Here is a 21,888-nt window from a genome sequence, read left to right as displayed (position 1 = left end):
GCGGTCCACCAGAATCAGGTCCGGAGCGGGTTCAATAACGCCGCCCGCCTTTCAGGCCGTACTCGTCATTCTCGCCATATCGCGACGGCAGAAAGCCGTTGAAAATATGTCCACCGACGTTTGCACCGACGTTCGCCAGACGCTGAAGCGTTTCTTCCAGCTGGCGGGATCCGGTATGGTCGGCGCGCGACACGAGCAGAACCAGATCGCAACCTTGCGCCGCGATCGTCACGGCATCGCTCACCGGAAGAACCGGCGGCGAGTCGATCACCACGAAGTCGTAGGTTTCACGCAGCGTGCTGAGCATTTCCCGGAAAGCGGGACTGCTGAGAAGCTCCGCAGGATTCGACGGATAAGCGTCGCCGGCGCCCATCACCGATAGATTGGTCCCGTCCTGCCTCACGATCGCTTCATCGAGCGTCGCCGTTTTCTTCAGTACTTCCGCGAGTCCGGGCCCCGCGGGGTCCTGCTGCAGACGGCCCAGTTTCCCCTGCCGCATGTCGCCGTCGATCAGAAGAACGGATTCTTCGGTTTGCGACAACAGATAGGCGAAGTTTGACGAAACAAAGCTTTTCCCCACGCCTTGTGTCGGGCCGGTGAACAGAATCACCTTGTTGGTCCGGTCGCTGCTGACTTTCGCAAGCATGGCTCGCACGCTGCTCGGCAATGCGCGCAATGCTTCGACACTCGGATCTCGCGGACTGCTCACCGCGAGCAGTTTCATCGGTTGATCCTGGTTGTTGCGCGAGTCGACGCCGCCACGCAACTGCGCCTTGGATCGCGCAACCACGGCGAGACGCGGCAGATCGGAAACGTAGTCAATTTCCTGCGGTGTGCGAAATTCCCTGCGCTGAAGCGACACGAAGTGAACCGTGACCGCTGCGGCAAACAATCCGCCGAGGAACGAACCGAGCAGGATGATCGCCTTGCGCGGCCACGACGGCTTTTCCGGCGCAATGGCCCAGTCCATGACGTTCACGCCGGAGGCAGTACTCGCTGCCGCGACTTCGAGCTGCTGAACGTTGGCCAGCACGCCAGTGTAAATCTGCTTGTTGATGGCGACATCGCTGGACAGTCTCACGAATTCGCGCTGGGTGGCCGGCAGATTCTTCGTGAGCTCGCCGGTGCGCGAAATCTCGCGGCCCACCTGCTCCAATTGCTGAACCAGTCCTCTGTACGTCGGGCTTTCCGGACCGAAGAGCTGACGCTTGTCTTCAAAGTCGAGTCGCAACTGCGCTTGCCTTTCAACGAGCCCATTCATACGAGAGATGAGCGATGCGCCCTGTTGATCCATGTCGATCGCCTGATTCTGCGTCCGGAAATCATTCAGGCGGTCTTCCGCAGTCTGCAGCTCGGCCTTCAGTTTCGGCAGCCGTTCGCTCAGGGTTTGGAGTTTCATGTGTGCCTGAGCAGCGCGATCGTCGACGTTGCGCTTCACGAAGGCATTGACGATCGCGTTGACCATCCGTTCCGCGCCCAGCGCTGAAGTCGACTGATAGCTCAACCTCATCATCGACGAGTCCCGCAGTGACGTATTCTGAGCGGTTACGGAAGTCTTCAACCGACTGCTGACGTCTTCGTAAGCCGCTTGCGGCGACAGCCTGGACAGCGAGAACTCGATACCCGGCCGCGCGCGCAGTACGTCGATCCGCAGTTTGCCGGACGCGGCTTCATCATCGTTCGTGACCTGAAAAGTGGCGGTTTCCCCAACACGGCCCTGGACAAGTTGATGGCCGTCCTTGTCATACAAGGTCCAGTTGCCGTCTTCACCTGTCACCACGCGAAACTTTTCGCCCAGCGCGGCGTCAGGCACCTGGAAGATTCCTGGCTTCAGTTGCTCGCCGCCCCAGGCGAATCCGCTCAGCCCCAGAAACGGTTTCCTCAACCGGTTGCCGGCAGCATGGCGCGACGCGAAATAGCGGCCAATCAACGGAAAGTAACTTTCCGTTTGCACCACCGTCTCACTCCCCGTTGCCGCGATTGCTTCGCCGACGATCGTGCGCGAACTCAGAACATCGGTTTCATCGTCCGCGGACTGGTCGGCGGACATCGTTCCCGATACGTCGGACAGCGCGCTGATCGATGCGCCTGGTTTGATCTGCACGCGCAGCAGCGCGTCAGCCCGGTATTGCGGCGTCGCGCTCAGAATGTACAGGCCGCCCGCCAGACAGCACATGCCGACAATCGTTGAAAATAGCAACTTGTGTCGAGCGATGCTCCGCCAAAGGCCGGAAAATCCGTCGTTTTTGGCGGGAATTATGCCCATTGGCGATTGCCCCATGTATGAACTCATTTTATTTTCCGCGATAAAAGACGAGGGTGACCTCGTTAGAACACACAAGCTTCCACTTTCCAGACCTCTGTCCAAGTGGAACTGCCCGGGAACTTCCATTCACGCCGTATGTGTAACGCTACGACGGCACGCTGACAAAAACCGGCCCCAGCGTTTCAGGGACTGCAAGCAAATCCGTGTTCGTCAAAACCTTGCCGTACATGTCAGTCACGACTGCACGAGGCGGCAAGTGCGACGCGTCCAGCTTCAATGCATCTCCGTCGTCATAGGACCAGAGCACATATTTCACCGTGCCCGCACTGGTCCCCAGTTTGAGGACGATATATCTCTCGTGTTCGTTGATGAAGTACTTCGCACTGGTTGCATCGGCCGTAAATGAGAACAGATACTTCGATGCGTCATAAGCCGGCAGCCTGTTGTTGTTCTCATCCAGCAGGCCAAAGTTGTGCTCCTGATTCGTTGGGCTCGTGCCGTCGTTGCGCATGTCGTAATAAGCCGTGAGCCCCACTTCGGCGATCCAGTCGACCAGAAATCGCCGCACTGCATATCTCGCCTGGAGTGCACGCGCTTTCGGCGAATGCCCGTTGTCGATCCCGGAGACATACTTGTAGCCGTAGCTCGGGTATGACCATTCCGTTGCCCAGATGGCCGGTGCATTCTTGTAGTTCGCCAGGTCCTCGCGCAATTTGCGGTAGTCGGCGAAGACCGACTCCGGATCTTGCTGCCGGTAGGGATGCACACTGATCGCGTCGGCGCCACGCAGCGTCGCGCTGGAAATATCACCGACGGCCCGAATGAATGCACGGTTGATCTGCTGCACGCCTCCCGACGCAATCTTGACGTTCGGATTGGCTGCGCGGGCTGCCTTCACCGCTGTCGTCAGCAGGTGCCGGTATCTCGGGGGAGACGGGTCAGCCAGCCAGTACATTTTGTGATCCTCTTCGTTCCAGACTTCGAACCTTACATTGGCACCGCGATAGCGTTGCGCGGACTGATAAACATACGTGTAGAACGCCCCAAGCTGGCTCGTTGTCGTCGGCGGCTGATCCGGGCTGAACTCATAATGCTTGTAACCAAGGATAAACAGCACCCCCAAACCTCTTGCCGCACCATCCGATACCAGCTTGTCGTATGCGCCGAAATGCCAGCCGTCGGGGGCCTGGACGTCTTCCCAGAAGAGATCCGTGCGAACAAAAGAGAAGCCCACGTCTTTCACGGCATCCAGCAAGCGCGTATCGTTGACCTCGTGGATCGCCACACCCGTATCGGCCCGAGCCGCCGCGAACGAAGGCAGCTGGACGTAGGGCTGTTCGTCCTTCGTTGCCACTCCGCTCAGGATCACCACCGACCCCGCCGGCATGGCAAAGGCTCGAATAGCCAATGAACCTGCAAGCGCAAGCGCCAATCCGACGCAGCCCACAAGGAGAATCACGATCCGACCCGATCGCCTGTCTCTCTGAACTTTCATCTACCCCCCTGGCCGCCCTCGTCGGCTAACTGCACCCCGTCAACGTCAGTTCATTTTTTTGTGTCCGGATCATCAAAACGTCGATCTCCGATGCCTGACGGACAGCACAAAACCGGGACGCATATGGAAGCGCTGTACGCCGACACCTAGCCAGAGCGTCTTCGCTGTGACGCCAAAAAAGAGCAGGCAGCCGAGCGATTCAAAGATATCCGTGGTGATCCCGCTGATCAGTAGAAACATCATCATCGTCCACGCCACTCTATCTCTCGAGGCACTGGAGAACAGTATTCTAGATAACAGAGTGGTGAAGATAACCAGTCCGATTACGCCAAAGTTCGCGATCGCGTACAGCGCAATATTGTCTGAATAGCCGATGTTGAAACCGAAGTTGTTGCGGTAGTAATCGGTCGCCGCGCCAAACCCGCCAGGACCGATCCCAAACCAGATCAGGTTCTCGCGGATCATGCCCTGCAAGAGGAGCGGCCATGTACGCTCGAAGCGATCCTGGAAGGAACTGAGCGCGCCACCGTCAAACATCGAGTCATTGATCGCCGCCGAGATCGCGAACGCAGCGAGCGGCACGAGAAGCGCGGCCGCAGCAGCCCAGATCACGCCTTTGCGGATGGTTTCCAGCCTGCAGAAACGATCTATTCCGAGGACGATCACGAGCGCAACCAGCGAGGTCTTGTTGGTGGTGGCCCAAATCGAGAGTCCCGCCACCGCGAGCATCATCGAAACGAGACTGAGCGAGCGGAATCTCGGCAGCAGCCAGGTGGCCAGCAGGCCGATCATGAGCCCTGTTGCGGCGCTGTCGCGCCCAAAGCCCGGTAAACGCGGCGCCTCTCCGACGTAGTTCGAATTCGTGACGTGTACCGCCGTGCCGTCCACCACGGTGTTCGCTCCGACCCAGGGCAGCGGATTGAAATAGCCGAAATAGTTCACGAGCACGCCGGCCATACACACGATGGCGATGACCACGACCGCCATCCGTGCACCGGGCCTCTCGAGAATCGCAAGCGCTTCTGGCGGCGCCAGCATGGTAAAGAACATCGGCAGCGTCATCCACGCCCAGAAAATCGCCGCGTTGAGGGTGACGCCATTGAAAAGCGACACACATATCTGCATCGCGAAGAACAGGAATACGAATACGTGACTTGCCTTGGGACGTCTCAGGACGATGAGCGTGATGCATACGGCCATCATCATCTTCGGCAAATAAATGGCCTGCGGCGCGCCTGCCAGCGACGTGTAGTAGCGAATCGCCCCCGACATGACATCGCTCGTCACACCGAGGAAGAAGGTCAATATCCAAAGCGGGCCCATCATGAGTTCCCCGCACTGATCGGCGCTGCATGTTCATCGCGTTCGCGCGCAACCGGCGCGCGAAGCGTTGTGTTTTCCACTGAAGCGTCTTGCGCAGCGAGGCCCAGGAAATTCCGCATTACATTGAGCGTAATCCGCGCAACGATGGCGTGGCTGCCAGCATTTTTATCCATCAGAACGCGCGGCCAGTCGGTGGTGCCGCAATTGAACACCTGCCCCGGGTTCGCCCCACCGCCGAGATCGGGCGTAAACACGCCCATGGCAGCGGCGCCACCTACATCCCAACCCACGAGCTTCGTCGAATCAGCCAGCGTCACGAATCCGTTCGGTGTGGGCGGCACGCCGTCGGCCTCGTAGCCGACCAGACGATCTTCCGCGCCGAATGTCTGCGCGTCCTTGACGTGCGTCCCGGCGAAGACCCAATGGTCCGCGAGCCGCACCGTATAGCCGATAGGCTCGCGTTCGGGTTTGACCCATTTGCGCCTGAGCCGGCTCCAGACACCGTATTTCGCGCCGCCATAGCCGTAGCTCAACCCGAGAAGATTGCTCTCGCTGTAATCCGGCCAGGATTCGGCCAGCCGGTTCATTACCTTGATATTGCTCACGTCCGCATCCGCCCCGAAATCGACCGGGCGGTAGCAGGTATTACCGCTGAACACGGCCAGATTGCCGCCGCCGGCAATGAAACGCGCGACATGGTCGCGCATCGGCTGACTCCAGTATTCATGGTGTCCGACGCTCAGCATGCAGCGATATCGCGTCAGATCGAGGTCGGTGGCGCGATGCAGGTCCACATCAGTGTAGAAGTCACAGGCGAAATCGTGCGCGCGCAGCCAGCGGATAAACTTCGCGTCCCAATGCGTGAAATGCTGGCGCGGCGAGCGCCGGTCATAGGCATCGTCAGGATAGCCAAGTTGAGCGCCCAGCCCGCCGCCCGGCCGCAGAAGCGTGACTTTCGTCTGCGGGTGCGTGCGGTGAACCGGATCGCCGTAAAAGCAGCCGCCGCCCATCGAGTTGTAAGCGTGGTACGTCGCGATCGGCACCACGTACGCGATCGATGCGGCCGGTGAACGGGGTCGCACGATAATGAGCGCCATGCTGTCGCTGTCCGGCGGCGTGGCGAAGACCGGCTGACGCGCAATGCAGCGGCGCCCCAGATCCGTCAGCGCTTCGCCGCTCGGGCCGACCTCGTACGCAATCGCTGCATAGGCCCCGCTTTCCAGCCCCTCGATATCCGGCTTCACGGTGATCGTCGGCCAGTTCCAGTCCGTGTCGAATCGAACCGGCATGCGCTCGCGCGTCGATTCGAATACGTACTTGCCATTGATGAGCTTTGCCGTTACGTCCCGCGTGCCCGTCGCGACCACCCCGCCCACGCAGATCATCGATTCCGCGTCCTGTTGCTGATAGATCGCGATCGAGAATCTGTTGCGCGGCTGCACCGCGAGGTCGAACGACTCGCCGGCGGTGAAAGATGTTTGTAGTGGATAGAGTTGCATGCCTCGCGCGCCCCGAAAAGTCACTTATGGTTGCCGGCCCAGCGATGGCCGTTTGCAGCAGGCGGATCGATCCGCCGTGGTGCGACCGCGGGTGCCCGCAGTTCCATGCCAAGCGCCCGCTTGATCACTCGCTTCACCTTGAACACGCGACGGTTGACCAAGATCTGTGTGCGAAAGCGCAGTGCGGGCAACGGCTCTTTGTGCTGGACGGCGAAATTTCCATACCTTGCGGCGGTCGCCTCGACGAGTTTCATTGCGGCAGGAAACACGGACGAGTCGACACGCGAAGTCAGAAAACACTGGATGGCGAAAAACTTATGAAACAGCAGAAGCCAATAGGCTGCATCCTGTCCAGATCCGCTCTTATCCAGGGCCTCGGCTGAGAACTGCGCAACACTTTCGACTGACTTGAGTGTCGTGACCTGCGTGATACTGCCTGGACGTCGACGATAGTAGTACAGCCGATCAGGAATGCCGTACAAAGTGCGAGCACGCTTATAGACGATCGGCATTGCAGAGCATTCTTCGTAAACACGCCCGGCTGGGAAATCCACGCCATCCCACAGGTCGCGGCGAAAAATTCGCGGGCAGCAATGCATCTGGCAAATGCGTGCGAATTCCAGCAGCCTCGCGGTATTGTTGGTACGCAGGCCGACCGTTGCGTCGTTCACGATCTGAAGCTCGTCGACGATTCGACCGTCCGGATTCGCCATACCCACGTTGAATTCGATGATGTCCGCCGTGTCGGCATCGAGCAACGGCATAATCATGTCCGAGAAATTCGCCGCCCATTCATCATCGGAATCGAGAAAGGCGATATAACGGGACTTCGCGTGCTTCATCGCGGTGTTGCGCGCAGCACACACGCCCTGATTTTCCTGATGAATCACGGTGATACGGTGCTCTGGCGCGCCTTCCTTTATTTTGAGGATCTGAGCCAGCGTGCCGTCCGTCGATCCGTCGTCGATCACGATGATCTCGAACTCTTCGGAGCGAGGCTGAGCGAGGGCTGATTTGATTGCCAGACCGATATAATGCTCGACGTTATACGCCGGAATTATCACGGATAGAATTGTCTCGCCACTACCTTTATCCACTGGTTTCATAGGACGGGTTACCTTTGAATATCGATTTTTCGAAATCGCCCCGCCCTTTACGTAGGCAATGAGGCGGATACCACCCCGGCGCGTCCTGCCACGAGCTCCAGCAGACATCACAAACCGTGTCTCCGGAATAACCTAAGCGGACCGCGCGAATCGCTCGCGTGACGCTTTGTTCGCTTTGTGAGCCGCTCCGACTTCAGATCGATGTCGAGTCGTTTGACGGCAATCCTGTGATTTTTTTCGGCACGCCCCTCGTTGTACGCTCCCATATTCCGCTGCGGCGAACGGTACCGTCCGTTCGGAAGCCCACAGTGGAGGCACACATGCCCGACAGCGAGCCCGCCCGGTCGTCCCGGCAAAGCCAGACAATTCCGTCCGCCGGACTGTGGGGCGACGGTTACGTGGCCAGTTCGCGCTGGCCGCTCCCACTCTCCGCCACACCGCTCGGAGCCCGATTCGCCCAGTAAAGGAGGCCGAGCAATGCAAGCGCGCCCCATAGCGCGCAGGAGCCACCGAGCCCGTGCCCTGTGAAGATGTACGACACCAATAGCACCGCCAGCCCCACAGCTCCGCCGCGTGACGTGCTGCGGTTGAGCAACGCGAACATCATTGCAATGTAGATGACCGGCAACACTCCGTAGTGGTGATCCCAGGCGATCGGCGAGGCCATCGTGAACGACAGCGCCGCACCGAGGAAGTCGAGCAGCCCGGAGGCCCCCTTACCGCGCAGCGGAACCAGCAACGCCGCACCGACGATCAAGGCTGAGGTAACCAGCGTGCCGGCGTAGACGATCGGATTGAACGACGGAAATTCGTGGATCTTCCATACGGCCGGCGTCGCGTCGGTGGCAAGCAGCCTGTTCAGCAAGCCATTGACAGACTGGTTTTCAATGAACGCTTCACCGGTCCGCGACAGCGCACGCAGCACCGCGACGTAATCGAGATGGTTTTGTATGCCGAACACCGCAAACGATGCGACGCCCCCCACCGCCGCGACCACGCCCCATCCCACGAGGAAGCGCCACTCACGCCTTAGCAAGCCCCACACCATGAACATGACGAACTGCGGCTTGAGCAGACATATCAAACCAATCAGGACACCTGCCAGCTCCTTGCGGCCAAGGAGCCACGCCAGCGCGGACAGGGCGAACAACGCGTTGATCCAGACCTGTAACTGTCCCAGATCGAACGCCTTGAGCAACGGGCAAAACAGCAGCGCGCCGAATGCACTGATGATTGCAAACTGCCAGCGCCGGCGCGCATGGCCCGGCGAGCGCCGCGCGAGCGTAAATGCCAGCGCGCCTGCAGCCAGAACGTTGGCGAGGACCATCCAGAAGTTGATCCAGTTCAGGAGCGCGTTGGACGGAGCGATCCCCCATTGCGACAGCGTATGCAGAGGCAACAGGCTACTCGGCGGGTATTGGAACTTGACCCGCTCCACGAAGAATATGTGCTCGTAGAGACGGCCGTCGGCGTGCTGCTGAAACCAGCCGAGCGCGGCGCGCATGGGTCCCCAGGAGTCGTCGACGTCGCCCGGGTGCCGTAACGAGCGCACCCAGGTCAATGCGTAATTCAGGACGGATGGGTGCTTGCCGATGATCCCCAGGTGCGCGAGAAGCCGGTTCGCAATGTCCTCGACCACCGATGTGACGAATACAACCAGGCCCAGCGCGAAGAGATGCCGACGCGATCGGCTCGCGATAAAACCGCCCCCTGTTTCAGGGCCACTCATGTTCAGGGCAGCATTGGAAGACATGGCTCGACCCTCTCGGATGGCTCAGGATGTTTCTGGAGAAAAATTGGCGGCAGGTCGAGCATGACGAAAGATGCGCCCACATGAAATGGCGGAGTTCATCGAAGTGTGTGTTATCTCACCTATCACGCGCGCCAGCAGAACCGGAACGCTACGAGCGTCCGGCCGCAAGAGGTCCTGTTAGCGCGGGGCTACCTCGTGCGCGGCAACCGGTTCACGGGTTGCCGGCATACGCGCCTGTGCCGCCGGCAGTGGTGCGCTCTGCCGTTGAGCGCGCGCGGCCGCCTGCTGCAGCGCGCTCGAAATGGTTGTGCAGGTCACAAACGCGAGCGTCATCGTCAGCAGGCTCAGATTGCGCAATTCGTCCCGATAGCAGAAGGCGATAAATAGCGGCACGGTGATCACGAGCGCGATCCACGCGTGCGTACGCACGACCGACGGCAAGCCGCGCCAACTGGCCTTCAGCAAGAGCGCGACGAGCAGCAGATGCACTACGTTGAATCCCTTCGTCGTCAGAATCCCGTAGTTCATCTCCATCCGGAAGTAATTGCGCGGATTGATCAGGTACTGAATGTGCGACATGAGTTGATACTCCATCGCGCCGCCGGCGTTGCCCGCGTACCGGAATTTGATCAACAGGTTGACCACTGCGGCGAGCGCGAGGAGGCCGCCGGTCAGCATGATTGTCTGCTTGCGTGAGTGGCGCAGGGCGATGAACGGGACGAGCGTCAGCACGAACAGAAGGTACGACTCCTTGTTCAGCGTCGCGATCGCGGTGACGAGGACGAGCGGAACGATCCGGCGCTTTACCGCCAGCCAGATTCCGAGCGCCATGAACATCAGTTCGGGCATGTCGTAGTAGTAGCCGCCTTCCGTCAGGATCAGCGGAAAGACTGCGGCTATCGCAAGCGGCGTGAGGGTCGCCGCGACCCTGTCGCCAATGATCTCGATGCAGGCGGCCCGAATCGCGAATAGCGCCGCGAACATCGACAGAAAAGACATTGCATAGACAAGAAAATAGCGCAGTGCGTACTGCGGATTGGCCGCGTCGGTGGCGCTCGGGAAATATCGGTGAATGGGGTTCGAGACCGGCGCATCCTCGGCCAGCTTGTTCAGGAACGTCGTTTTGGTTGTTTGCGGAATCACGCTGTCGATCGCGTTGGCGGTCATCGGCAGCAATTGCCGATAAACGAACGGTCGTATGGCCGTGCCGTCCAGCATCTGCGGGAGCGAGTACTTCTCGCCCTCGGAAAAATGCCACTTGACGAAGAAGCCACTGAACGATGCCGCCGCGGCGAGGTAGTAGATGAAAGCCAGGAGGATCCACGCGGTAGGACGGGGCAACGCGACTCGGTTCGACATTGGAAGCTCCTGAGCACATGGCTGGATATATCAGCCGATTCCGGCACTAATCCCGCCATCGTAATGGCGCGGCAATTCAAGTCTGTGCGATAGCGCACTCCAAGGCGATTTGCTGCCTCCGGCGGCGCTGCTCCGCCATGTGCGATGCCGAACAGATGCCTCAAGTACCGGGCCTTAGGATCGGCACTGTGGCCTGCGTACGGCCGCATGCCCGAGTTTTGCGCCGATCAATCGCTTCTTCTGCCAATAGGTGTTGCCATGTCGTCTCACGCTCTTCCATTGTGCGTCGATCTTGACGGCACGCTTGCGCGAACCGATCTGTTGGCCGAATCGCTCCTCGTATTGCTCAAGAAAAACCCGCTCTACCTGTTCATGTGCGTGGTTTGGCTGACGCGCGGCAAAGGTTACCTGAAGGACCAGATCGCGAAACGTGTGACGATCGACGTCGGGATCCTGCCGTACAACGACCGGCTGGTCGCCTACCTTCGGACGGAGCAACAGAGCGGACGCGAGCTATACCTGTGCACCGCGTCCAACGAACAGTTCGCAGAGCAGATCGCTGCGCACTTCGGCATTTTCAGCGGCGTCATGGCCAGCAATGGCGAGTTCAACCTCCGCGGCAACAACAAGGCCAGCGCACTCGCGGGCCGCTTCGGCGAGCAGGGCTTCGACTACTGCGGCAACGACATGGCCGACGTGCCCGTCTGGAAGCGGGCGCATGCCGCGATCGTAGTGGGCAACCAGAAGATGGCAGCCGCTGCCCGCAAGGTCAATCAGCAGATCATTCTGTTCGATGAAGTGAGGCCGCCGCTGCGCGTCGTGCTGCAGGCGACGCGCGTCTACCAATGGTGCAAGAACACGCTGGTGTTTCTGCCGCTGCTTGCGGCGCACCAGTTCACGAATGCCACCGCGGTCCTCAACGCGACCATCGCGTTCTTCGCCTTCAGTCTGTGTGCGTCGTCCGTGTACCTGGTCAACGACATGCTCGACCTCGACGCGGACCGTCGCCATATTCGTAAGCGCAACCGGCCGTTTGCGTCCGGCAAGCTGCCGCTGTCGTTTGGCGTCGCGCTGACCGCCGTATTGCTGACGCTCACCGCGATACTCACGACGTTTCTGCCCGCGAAGTTCGTGCTGGTGCTAGGCCTGTATTTCGCGCTGACGCTGGCCTATTCGTTCGTACTGAAGCGGCTGATGCTCGTCGACGTGTTCTCGCTCGCCACGCTCTACACGGCGCGAATAGTAGCGGGCGGCGCCGCGGGACAGATTCCGCTGTCGTACTGGCTGATCCTCTTCTCAGTGTCGATTTTCCTGAGCCTTGCGATGGTCAAGCGCTACGCCGAACTGAACGTGATCCTGAAGGAAGGCAAGTCTGCCGCGGCCGGACGTGGCTATATCACGCAGGATCTGGCGATTTTGCAGTCCTTCGGCACCGCAGCCGGCTACACGGCGGCTCTGGTGCTCGCGCTGTACCTGAATTCGCCTGAAGTACAGCTGATGTATCGTCACCAGGAAGGTCTCTGGGCATTGTTCGGGCTGATGCTGTTCTGGGTCAGCCGGGTATGGATCATGGCATTCCGCGGCAAGATGCACGACGATCCGATCGTGTTCGCGTTGAAGGACAAGGTGAGCCTGTGCGTGTTGACGGCGTGCGTCGCCAGTATTGTTCTGGCAGCATAGCGATCCGGGTCGGTCAGCCGCAACGCAACGACCGGCGCGATGCACACCGGCGCACCGCGCCCACTCGATAACAACGACTAGCGACGAATGGCGATCTTTCTTCTTTTTGCAGCCGGCACGCTCAGTGCGGTTGCCAGTGTCCTGCTGCGCATTGCGGCAACCATGAACACCGTACAGACCTCCGGCGGCCTGCTGTCTCTGGACACGCTGACGGGCGGGCCGATGCTGATGCGCGCCGGCGCAATCGGCGCCTACGGGGCCGGTTTCGTCCTGTACGCGCTCGCGTTGCGTCGTGTGGAACTGAGCCTCGCGTACCCGCTGATGGTCGGCATCACGATCATCGAGTTGTTCGGCTACGGCCTGTTTGCGGGCGAAGCGGTGACGGTCAAGACTGCGGGCGGCGCGGCGCTACTCGCGGCCGGCATCTATCTGATCTATTCTTGACCCGGCATTGCGCATCTTTCTGGACACGCCGTGTTTGAAGCTGGGTGACGTGCCCTCCTGTGCGAACGGACAGCAAGCAACGCCGGCACGATCTGCGTGAAAGATGGAATGGGTCGCGCTGGTGGGTCCGCAGTACTGCACCATGGCGCACGTTGCCGATGGCGCGCCGTCGCAAAGGCTCGACAGTGCATCGACCCGTGAATGCCTTGGCGACGCTGCCCGCATTGCAGATGACAGGGAAAAGCCGCAACGCGCAGGATCGCGCGCAGGTCGAGCAACGGACTCGCGCGGTGGACGGAGGTGGCTCAGGCAAAGCGTGATGCTAGCGTTGCCGATAGGATCTATCCCGGCGAGGCAGCCCGGCAGGTCGCCGGGCACACCTCATCCAGTGTTCATGACAGACGCTAGGATTCGATCACGGCCCGATTGCCCGACAACGCCGCATCGAGTGCCGCGGCAACCACATCCGCGTTAGGTCTGAAGACCATATCGCTGTGACCGCCCGCCACGTCGATGACCTTCAGTCCGCGGCATGCAACCCGCTGCCAAAACGGCAGTGGATTCCCACGGCCCTCGATTCGCGTCGACGCGCGAACATACAGGATCGGGCCGGCGCGATACCGTTTCGGCCGGTACGTGGCCATCGCAACCTGCATGGCCTGGCGTACGCGCAGCAGCACCGGGGGCAGCCCGACAGCATCGGGTTCGAGCCTATGCGCCGTGCGTCCCAGGCGCAGGCGCGTCCGGTCAACCACCGCCGCGATCTTGGCGGACACGTAGCGGGTACGCTGCGCCGACAACATGCCGCGGAACGTCCGCCATTGCTCGATGACGTAGCGGCCTTCGTAACGCATCCATGCATCCCACGGCAGATAGCGCTCATTGACATAGGTGTCGACGAGGCACAGCATCTCGACCCGTTCGCCCGTGCGATGCAGTTGCTGGGCGATCTCGAGAGCGATCAGGCCGCCGAAAGAGTAGCCAGCCAGCGCATACGGCCCGTGCGGCTGCAACTGCCGTATCTGCGCCACGTAGTCGCGCGCCATGTCGATGACATGCTGTTGCGGCGCTTTTTCGCCCTCGAGACCGTGTGCGTTGAGTCCGTACACCGGCCTTCCGTTTCGCAATGCGCCAATCAGCCCGCGGCATTCCATCACCGAACCGGTGACGCTGTGCGCAAGAAAAAGCGGCGTCCCGTTGCCCGCGCGCATCAGCACCATTGCGCTCGACGGCGCGCTCGCCGGGCCGGCTTCAAGGATTGCGGCGATTTGCGCGATGGTCGGTGCGGTCATCAGGTTCGTCAGCGAGATCGTCTGACCGGTCGCATCGTGTATATGGCTCGCCATCTCCGCGGCGAGAAGCGAATCGCCGCCCAGATCGAAAAAGTTATCGTCGCTGCTTATCGGTCCAAAACCGAACATGCGTTCCCACAATGCCCGCAGGTACGTCTCTCTCTGCTCGCGCGTATTGCCGGGCAACGGCAGCGAGCCTTTTTCAAGGTTCAGTGCCGCTTGCCGGCGGATGGCGTCGAGACAATCGGGATTACGCAACGCCCCAGCGTTTCTGGGCGGCACGCCGTTGATGGCATCGCGCGCCGCGGCCTCCGAGGGCTTGCCACTATGGGTGGTCGGCAGAGCTTCGACCGCGAGGACCAAACCCGGCACATGCGCGGGCGATGCACGGCGAACGAGGTCACCGCGCACGCGTGACAGCAACGCGGCGGAAAGCTCGACACCGGCTTCCAGTACCAGCAGCAGAACGATGCCTCGTTCGCGCGAACCTGCGGTCAAGGTCGCATTCGCCCCATTGCGGCCTGCATGGGATAACGAACCGGCCGCATTCCGATCGACCACCATCGCGTCACGAATGCCGGGAATGTCGTTCAGAATGCGATAGATTTCCGCGGGCCCGACGTTCACGCCGCCGACGTTCAGCACGCCATCGGAGCGGCCATGCATGCGCGCCGATCCTTGAGGCGAAAATTCGATCAGATCGCCGTGCGTCCAGGCGCCAGGGTTGGCCGCAAAGTACGACGCATGAAAACGTGTCCCGTCGGTATCGCCAAAAAAACCAACCGGTCGCGAAGGGAACGGATTGGTGCAGACGAGATGGCCGATCCCGACTGCCGGTCGGCCGCTATCCCACGCCTGGACATCGAGCCCCAGACTCTTGCATTGCGCTTCGCCCGCGTAGACCGGCAAGTTCGGATTGCCAAGTACAAAGCAGCCGATGATATCGGTGCCGCCCGAAATCGACTGCAGCGGCAACGCTCCGACGTGCTCTTTTACCCAGTCGTACTGCGAGTCGAACAGGACCGCGCCGGTCGACAGCATCGCGCGCAGCGCCGAAAGGTCGAACTGCCTGGCAGGCTCGAGATTCGCCTGCTCACACATCTTCAGATAGGCAGGGCTGGTTCCAAACACGTTCACGCGGTTATCGGCCGCAATACGCCACAAAGTATCGACCGTCGCAAGCGGACCGTCGTATGTGACGATCTCGACCCCCGATGCAAGCGCCGATAGTTGCCAGTTCCACATCATCCACGCGCAGCTGGTCTGAAAATAGAGCTTCTCGCCAGGGCGCAAGTCGGTATGCAGCCGATGCTCCTTCAGGTGTTCGAGGAGCGTGCCACCGGCACCATGCACGATACATTTCGGCTTGCCGGTCGTACCCGACGAAAACATGATGAACAGTGGATGATTGAACGGAAAGCGCCGCCAGACGAAGTCCGCCGGATCGGATTGTGCAATCAGCGCGCCAAGCGAAAGAACCGGCAGCGTGATGCTGTCGGACAACGGTCCATCATCGAGGCTGACGATGCCTTCGAGCGAGGGCATCGCCGAGGCGAGGCCTGCGACGTTCTCTGCAAGCGGCGTGCCCCGGTCGGTCGCACGCGTGACCGTGTGCGCGAACAGCAGCCGTGGCGCAAGCGGTACGAAACGATCGAGCAGCGCATCGGCGCCCATCTCCGGGGCCGCGCTCGCCACCGTCGCGCCGAGCGCGGCGACGGCCAGCGTACAGATGACGGCCTGCGCGTCGTTGCGCATGACCATGGCCACACGATCGCCACTGCGCAACCCGAGACGTTCGAGCGTGCAAGCGAGGCTCGCCACTCGCTCGCGCAGTTCGCCGCGCGTCAGGCGCACAGTCGGCGCGTCTATATGACACTCGGTCAATGCAGGGGCGGCGGCACCGGCGATGGTCAAACCGAGCAGACTATCCGCATAGCTCAGTTCGAGGCGCGGAAAAAACTTCGCGCGTTCGATGTCTTCGCCGACGCAGACCGGCTCGACTTCGCCTGAAGTTTTTATATCCGTACACCACTTAAGAAAGCAACGCCAGAAGCTCCGGTATTCACGTACCGAAAATTCGTGCAGTCGTGGGTAATCGGACAAAGGTAAACCCGTGCGCGCGTGGAGTGTTGCAGCAAATGCGCTCATTTGCGATGCGGCGATCCGTTGTGATGACGGTAAATAGACTGGCGTGCGGGTGCTGTTAGCGATCCGAATGGGATCGCGGCGATCGAAGGAAGTCATGTCTGGAGCTCTCAAGAGGGAATAGATACCCCGCGGCAAAGCGGACGCATATGTACCCTGCTTTAACGATTCACGAAACACTTTGCCGATCCGGTCCTGCATGCTCGGCGGTGCTTTCGAAAGAATGAGAAAGATTGGGAAAGAATGTACGCGCGCGTCCGGCACTGGAATGTGCTCTAACGAACCAACTTCTGCGATCGTTTTATCGAGTGCCAGGTGGCGCTGATTCCCGAGTCAATGCTATTCGGCCATTACACCTTTCATCCTGCTAACAGCATTAAATAAAAGCCCTTTCATCTATTTACCCGGTAACACGCTGAGTGCGTCGGAATTCGCGTCGCTGCTTCGTTACGCTCAACCAGCGTCCGATGTTCTATACGCTTCATCACTTTGTGTTGGCCAACGTACATAGCGAAATGCGGCCAACGCCTATTTTTCATCACGAGACCTACGCATTCGGGAACAAGATTCAATATCAGAGAGATTCCGTCCTATGCAAACCCTGTCAGACGCACGAGGTCATTCGCCCGCGAAGCGCATTCAGATAGAAAAAGGCGTCGCGCTGAAGTCTTTTAACAATGTGATTCCTCTTGAAGCAATTGCAGAAATCAACGAAGTCATCGATCATGCGTTTGGCAGCCTGCCGCAACGTGCTCAAATAAGCCTGATGGCGGCCGAGTTGATTCGCCGTAGCGAGGCATTCCGGCAACTCGAAGAGACTATTTGTGCGAATACACGCTCGATGGCGGCTCGGGCCGGAAAGACGGACTTGCCGCTGCAACCTTTTCACGTGATTCGCTGCTCGAGCGCAGCGACGCGGGCGGAAAGTCATTGCCGCCATTACGACTCCCATCTGCTGACGTTGCTGATTCCGCTACAGCTGGCGCCGGAGAGTGACGCCAACGGCGATCTGGTGATGTACCGCCGCCCTCGCCTTTCGGTCTCCACGCCGGGCAATGTGATATGCAAGATTCGCCACGGCATTCAGCGCGGCCTGCCGCTCAGCTGGCGGAAATGGCTGACGTGGCACGATCTGCGACGCGGCAATTGCGATCGCGTGCCGGTGCAGGTCGGCAGCGTCTACGCGTTCAATGGCTTTGCGCTCCAGCATGGGAATCTCGAGGTCGAGACGGGACAGCGCCGCACGCTGCTGATCCATTACTATGATCCTGGTCATTCGCTGGGCCTTAGCGCGATGCTGCGTCGTGCACGGCACTGAGAGGCATGGCCTGCAATAGAAAGCTCCGGAAATGTCGATGATGTGCTTCCAGGAGTGGCTGGTTTAGAAGCTTCTACAGAAAAATCCCATGGCCTCGATTCAAGTGGTCGCGCGTTTTTCTATTGCGGGAAAACTGAGCGGCGCAAGCGGTTTATAGGCGGCAGCGTGCATCGTCACCCGCATTGCGGCCCGGGTATCAGTGAGCGGCCGCGGGTTTCAACAGGAAAAAAACTCGATGCCGTGCGCACCGTGATCGGTGAACTCCACATGCAATTTTCAATGCGGCAACGCCGGAATAACGTGAGAAGTCGATTTACGTTGCACGCATTTATCTGCATCGTCGGTTCGCACATAGGCCTTACACGAGCAAGATGGGCCAGCCAATGCGCGGGGGCGAAACGGTCGCGAGTCCAACTGAGGATATCGGTGAGCGGGGTCGCATTGCTATCGTAGGTAAAGTGTAGAACGGCAATTGGGCCCGGCGAAAGGTGGCTCAGCAGAGCCTCGGCGAGCTTCATTCCACGTTCGACCGGAATATGCTGGATCACGATATAGGAATTGATCAAACCGAACATTCCGTGGAGATTCGCCAGCCCATCATTGGATCGCCGAATTCGACATTCCCGATGCCTTCCCGGCTGACGTTTTTCGCCGCTTCTTCCAGCATGGATGCAGAAACGTCGATTCCAACCGCGCTTTTTTATTCGCCTCGACAGTGGCATGATCAAACGACCCACGCCACGGCCGAAATCCGTGGCCCTCTCGGCCCGAAAGTCCCGATTCAAATGTCGATGAATGGCATTGAATAGGCTGGACACATTCGGCTCTCCGCTCTGGAAGGGCTGTTGCCTTCCATCGGTCGACAGTTCGGGCTCCCGGAACTGAAGCCAACTTACCACCCCGTAGTATGGCGATGATTTTCCCCATTTTTCCCAATGCGTATCGGTGGACACATCGTTTGTTTCCCCCCGGTGGCGCGAGGTTACATACGGTCATTGCGGCATGTTTCCTGAATATTCGCTGCCGCACATCGGCGTCGAAAAACATTTTCCGCGAGGCTTTTGCCGTGCATGTCTATGCCTCCTTGGCAACCAGGGGGTCTTCGCCGATGAAGTTGGAAAAGGTAGTGTGGGCGACGAGCCGGGCCGCGACATGTCTGCTGATGGAAACGTGGCAGACACCCAAACCAGAGAGGCCTCTACTGCCCTCACTTTCGCGCTGGTGTCCGTAGCGAATTGCCGGCCGGCCACTTTAAACGTTCGCAATTCACCTTGATCCGTGCCGCGAATTCGGAGGAATCGCGATCGCGCAGCGCGCTCATCTGGGTATAGTCCTTGTCCGCCGTCGCGGCAAGTTTCCCATAGTGGTACTTGATGTTCTTCATCCTGCGTCCTGACGGACCGCCATCAGCCGTCGGGATTCCCCATGTTTTTCGCCGTTTTCCGCCGTCTCGCATTCAATGTGGCTTGTTTGGACAGCACGATGGCGTTTTCGCGCGCTATGCGGACTCTTGCTTCCACAATACGCAGTGTTACGCTTCACAGAGAGCAGCCTTCGCGACAGTGAGCCGCCCTTCAGCGGCAGAACCAGCAGCCAACAGACACGTCGCGAAACGCATTAGCCAATGAAAAAGGCGAAACATCGCTGCGGGAGCCACTGCGATGGAATTTAAAACATATACCGTACTGACGCTCATGGTGGTTAGCAACGCTGCCCTCGCATGGCAGCCGCTCACCTATCCTGTCCAAAGTCAAAGCCCTTACCAGCGCAGCGTCGACACCGCGATGTGCTTTGCGCAGGCCAACAAGACCAAGATCGACATCAAGCGCGAACCGCAAATTCCGCCGCGCCCTCAACCGGCCAGCAAAGCCACGTCGACCGGCGTACCGTCGCGTCCACCACTGCCGCCCAGCACTTTCTCGGCCACGCCGATGAGCGCGAGCATGCCGGCCGCCGCGGCCGCGCCCGGCGCCAGCGAGCCGGTGGCGACGGCGGCGACAGCCGCAGGCGCTTCGGCACCGCGTCCGGCGAGCGCGCCAGTGGCGGGTNCCGCCACGACGGCGGCCACGCCGGCATCGGCGGCAACGACGGCGGATATCGGCGCATCGGCGGCTGAAGCCGGTTCGTCGGAGCACGCGAATGCGGCGTCGAGCGTCAAGCTGCCGCCGCTACCTGCGCCCGAGCCGCCCATGACCCAGTATTGGGCCGCATACGGCGCGTGCATGCAGGCGCGAGGCTACGTCGTCGCACAGTAAGTCCCGCTTGCAAACCTCCTGGCTCCGTGCCCCGTTCTTTTGATGGCGGCATCGGCATTCGACGCCCGTTAGCGACCCGGCCATGCTTAGCGACACGACCTTCGATCAGCAGGATTCCCAACGATGTGGCCACTGCGGTGCGCCGCTAAGCGGCCGTTTATTGCCGTGTCCTTCGTGCCGCACGCGCCCCGCCGATACGTTCGGCGCACGCGCGGCGCGAGCGCCGGGTCTGCCCGTAGCGCTGAACCAGCGTCAGCCGGCACTCGCGCCCAGCGTGCCGCCGCGTAGGATCTGGAGCCCGTCGTCGCGCGCAATGGTCAAGCGCTACGATGCGATCGAAGAACCGCTTGCGCCGGCAAGCGTCTATCAGCGGTTGCGCCGACCGGCCGCGGCTGTGGCCTCGGTGATAGTGGCGACATCCGCGGTGTACCTCGGCTTCATCCATGGCGATGAGACGCGCGTGGGCGCGCCGATCGAGACATCGGGCACGGTGCTGGCGCAGAACGGCAAGGCGCCCGGCGCTGTTGCCGGCAAGGCTGGCGTGGCGCACGCGCAGCGGCCGGCGAGTAGCGGTGCGCAGCAGGCCGCGTCCGCGCGGTTCGCGCCGGTCGCGCCGACGGTCACGGCGCCATTGGAGCAGCGCCGCCCAGTCCTGGCAGCGCCTGATACGAAGGCCCCCATTGCGGCGGCGTCCGATGCGAAGCGTGCCGGTGCTTCATTGCCCAACGAGAGACGCGCCGTCGCATCGGTGCCGGATGCGAAGTCCACCATAGCGTCGGCACCTGATACGAAGCGCGCGGTTGCATCAGTGCCCGATACGAAGCCCGCCATCGCATTGGCGCCCGATACGAAGGCCGCCATTACGTCGGCACCCGATACGAAGCGCGCCGTTGCGTCAGTGCCCGATACGAAGCGCGCCACGGTTGCATCAGTGCCCGAAGCGAAGGCCGCCATTGCGCCTGCGCTCGATACGAGGCGCGCCGTCGCATCGGCGCCCGATACGAAGCCCGCCATCACGTCGGCACCCGATACGAAGCGCGCCACCGTTGCATCAGTGCCCGAAGCGAAGGCCGCCATTGCGTCGGCACCCGACACGAAGCGCGCCCTCGCATCGGCACCCGATACGAAGCCCACCATTGCGTCGGCACCGGACACGAAGCGCGCCGTTGCATCAACGCCCGACGCGAAGTCCGCCATTGCGCCTGCGTCCAGTGCGAAGCGAGCCGTTGCGTCGGCACCCGACGCCAGGTCTGCCGTTGCGCCCGTGTCCACCACGAGGGCCACCGTCACATCGACGTCAGATGCCCAACACAGCCCCGGCAGTCAGCCGATCAGCCCGGCGGACAAATTGCGCGCGGACGCAGCGCGGAATCTGAAAGCCGCGCGAGCCAGTCTGCAGGCGAACAATTTGTCGGCGACGAAGACACGCCTCGCCGCGGCCGTCGCGGCGCAGCCAGGGAACCGCGACGCGCAGCGCCTGCGCTCTGCCGTGAGTATCCGCGAAGAGCAGCGCGACGCGTTCCTTAGCCTTGCGCGAGGCTGCGGATACGTCGGGCATTGGACGTGCGTGTCGCACAACGCCGGCAATGCGCTGGAGATCGATTCGAGTAGCAAGGAGGCGCGGCGTCTCCTGACAATGGCGACGCAGCGATCCGAACTCCAGATCCCACCGCCCGTCGAAGCACCGCCCGAACCGCCGCCCGCGCCACGCGACCTGCTTACGCATCATTGAGGGCGATCGATCGCATTGCCTTCGTCATCGGCACTGGTGCTAGCACGTTCGTGCGCGCGGCTGTCTGGACACCCGACGCGGACTCCGGGTTCTACTAGCACCGCTGGCGGCGGCACATCTGCGTGTGCGCCTACTTCAATACCTTGACCGACAACAAGCCCAGGTTTGCGCGTGTTGCATGTCGCCCCTTGCCCGGGCAATCAGCGAGGAATGCGGTCGGG

16 protein-coding genes are annotated in these 21,888 nt (G+C 60.8%); 5 read left to right on the top strand and 11 right to left on the bottom strand.

All coding sequences use genetic code 11. The features are described 5' to 3' along the window. Nucleotides 1-31 precede the first annotated feature (31 nt). The 7 genes from CIC12_RS23740 to CIC12_RS23710 all read right to left on the bottom strand — a co-directional run bounded on the left by CIC12_RS23740 (nt 32) and on the right by CIC12_RS23710 (nt 10,801). Nucleotides 32-2,266 carry a polysaccharide biosynthesis tyrosine autokinase gene (locus tag CIC12_RS23740; protein ID WP_274597572.1) on the bottom strand — a complete coding sequence of 745 codons (2,235 nt, stop codon included), beginning with the start codon at nt 2,264-2,266 and terminating at the stop codon, nt 32-34. 145 nt (nt 2,267-2,411) lie between these two features. After that, nucleotides 2,412-3,761: a cellulase family glycosylhydrolase gene (locus CIC12_RS23735; RefSeq protein WP_238812853.1), complete on the bottom strand. Its 1,350-nt coding sequence runs from the start codon at nt 3,759-3,761 to the stop codon at nt 2,412-2,414. A gap of 72 nt (nt 3,762-3,833) precedes the next feature. Beyond that, complete coding sequence (locus CIC12_RS23730; RefSeq protein ID WP_168667547.1) at nt 3,834-5,087, bottom strand: O-antigen ligase family protein; 1,254 nt, start codon at nt 5,085-5,087, stop codon at nt 3,834-3,836. Further along, a complete protein-coding gene (locus CIC12_RS23725; RefSeq protein ID WP_238812851.1) occupies nt 5,084-6,583 on the bottom strand; it encodes a N,N-dimethylformamidase beta subunit family domain-containing protein in 1,500 nt (499 codons plus the stop codon). Before CIC12_RS23725 ends, CIC12_RS23730 begins: the two co-directional genes overlap by 4 nt. Nucleotides 6,584-6,603: 20 nt before the next feature. After that, a complete protein-coding gene (locus CIC12_RS23720; RefSeq protein ID WP_168667545.1) occupies nt 6,604-7,689 on the bottom strand; it encodes a glycosyltransferase family 2 protein in 1,086 nt (361 codons plus the stop codon). Nucleotides 7,690-8,083: 394 nt separating this feature from the next. Next, nucleotides 8,084-9,442: a glycosyltransferase family 87 protein gene (locus CIC12_RS23715; RefSeq protein ID WP_168667543.1), complete on the bottom strand. Its 1,359-nt coding sequence runs from the start codon at nt 9,440-9,442 to the stop codon at nt 8,084-8,086. 177 nt (nt 9,443-9,619) lie between these two features. Continuing rightward, nucleotides 9,620-10,801: a hypothetical protein gene (locus CIC12_RS23710; protein ID WP_168667541.1), complete on the bottom strand. Its 1,182-nt coding sequence runs from the start codon at nt 10,799-10,801 to the stop codon at nt 9,620-9,622. Between the two features lie 258 nt (nt 10,802-11,059). On the opposite strand from CIC12_RS23710, the gene CIC12_RS23705 reads away from it, so the two are divergent. Together CIC12_RS23705 and CIC12_RS23700 are read left to right on the top strand one after the other, a co-directional pair. Next, complete coding sequence (locus CIC12_RS23705; RefSeq protein ID WP_168667539.1) at nt 11,060-12,481, top strand: UbiA family prenyltransferase; 1,422 nt, start codon at nt 11,060-11,062, stop codon at nt 12,479-12,481. Nucleotides 12,482-12,643: 162 nt separating this feature from the next. After that, on the top strand, nt 12,644-12,925 hold the full coding sequence (locus tag CIC12_RS23700) for a hypothetical protein (protein WP_238812850.1): 282 nt from the start codon (nt 12,644-12,646) through the stop codon (nt 12,923-12,925). Nucleotides 12,926-13,329: 404 nt separating this feature from the next. On the opposite strand, the gene CIC12_RS23695 is transcribed toward CIC12_RS23700, so the two are convergent. After that, nucleotides 13,330-16,461, bottom strand: coding sequence for an acetoacetate--CoA ligase (locus tag CIC12_RS23695; protein ID WP_168667535.1), 3,132 nt, complete (start codon nt 16,459-16,461; stop codon nt 13,330-13,332). Nucleotides 16,462-16,954: 493 nt separating this feature from the next. On the opposite strand from CIC12_RS23695, the gene CIC12_RS23690 reads away from it, so the two are divergent. Next, nucleotides 16,955-17,680 carry a hypothetical protein gene (locus CIC12_RS23690; protein ID WP_168667533.1) on the top strand — a complete coding sequence of 242 codons (726 nt, stop codon included), beginning with the start codon at nt 16,955-16,957 and terminating at the stop codon, nt 17,678-17,680. A gap of 488 nt (nt 17,681-18,168) precedes the next feature. Then, nucleotides 18,169-18,489: a hypothetical protein gene (locus CIC12_RS23685; RefSeq protein ID WP_168667531.1), complete on the top strand. Its 321-nt coding sequence runs from the start codon at nt 18,169-18,171 to the stop codon at nt 18,487-18,489. 398 nt (nt 18,490-18,887) lie between these two features. Here the strand turns inward: CIC12_RS23685 and CIC12_RS23680 are convergent, their stop codons facing one another. Continuing rightward, nucleotides 18,888-19,064 carry a hypothetical protein gene (locus tag CIC12_RS23680; RefSeq protein WP_168667514.1) on the bottom strand — a complete coding sequence of 59 codons (177 nt, stop codon included), beginning with the start codon at nt 19,062-19,064 and terminating at the stop codon, nt 18,888-18,890. Nucleotides 19,065-19,341: 277 nt separating this feature from the next. Here CIC12_RS23680 and CIC12_RS33320 point away from each other — a divergent pair, with 277 nt between their 5' ends. Next, a complete protein-coding gene (locus CIC12_RS33320; RefSeq protein WP_238812847.1) occupies nt 19,342-19,935 on the top strand; it encodes a hypothetical protein in 594 nt (197 codons plus the stop codon). A 366-nt stretch (nt 19,936-20,301) separates the two neighbouring features. Here the strand turns inward: CIC12_RS33320 and CIC12_RS23670 are convergent, their stop codons facing one another. Continuing rightward, nucleotides 20,302-21,225: a hypothetical protein gene (locus CIC12_RS23670; RefSeq protein WP_168667528.1), complete on the bottom strand. Its 924-nt coding sequence runs from the start codon at nt 21,223-21,225 to the stop codon at nt 20,302-20,304. Nucleotides 21,226-21,232: 7 nt separating this feature from the next. Next, nucleotides 21,233-21,664, bottom strand: a complete 432-nt coding sequence (locus tag CIC12_RS23665; RefSeq protein WP_168667526.1) for a hypothetical protein — start codon at nt 21,662-21,664, stop codon at nt 21,233-21,235. Nucleotides 21,665-21,888 lie beyond the last annotated feature (224 nt).

It is taken from the genome of Paraburkholderia sp. SG-MS1, from assembly GCF_012275575.1.
Lineage (GTDB): Bacteria > Pseudomonadota > Gammaproteobacteria > Burkholderiales > Burkholderiaceae > Paraburkholderia.
The sequence above is the reverse complement of the archived record's forward strand: the minus strand, read 5'-3'. Positions and strand labels throughout refer to the sequence as shown.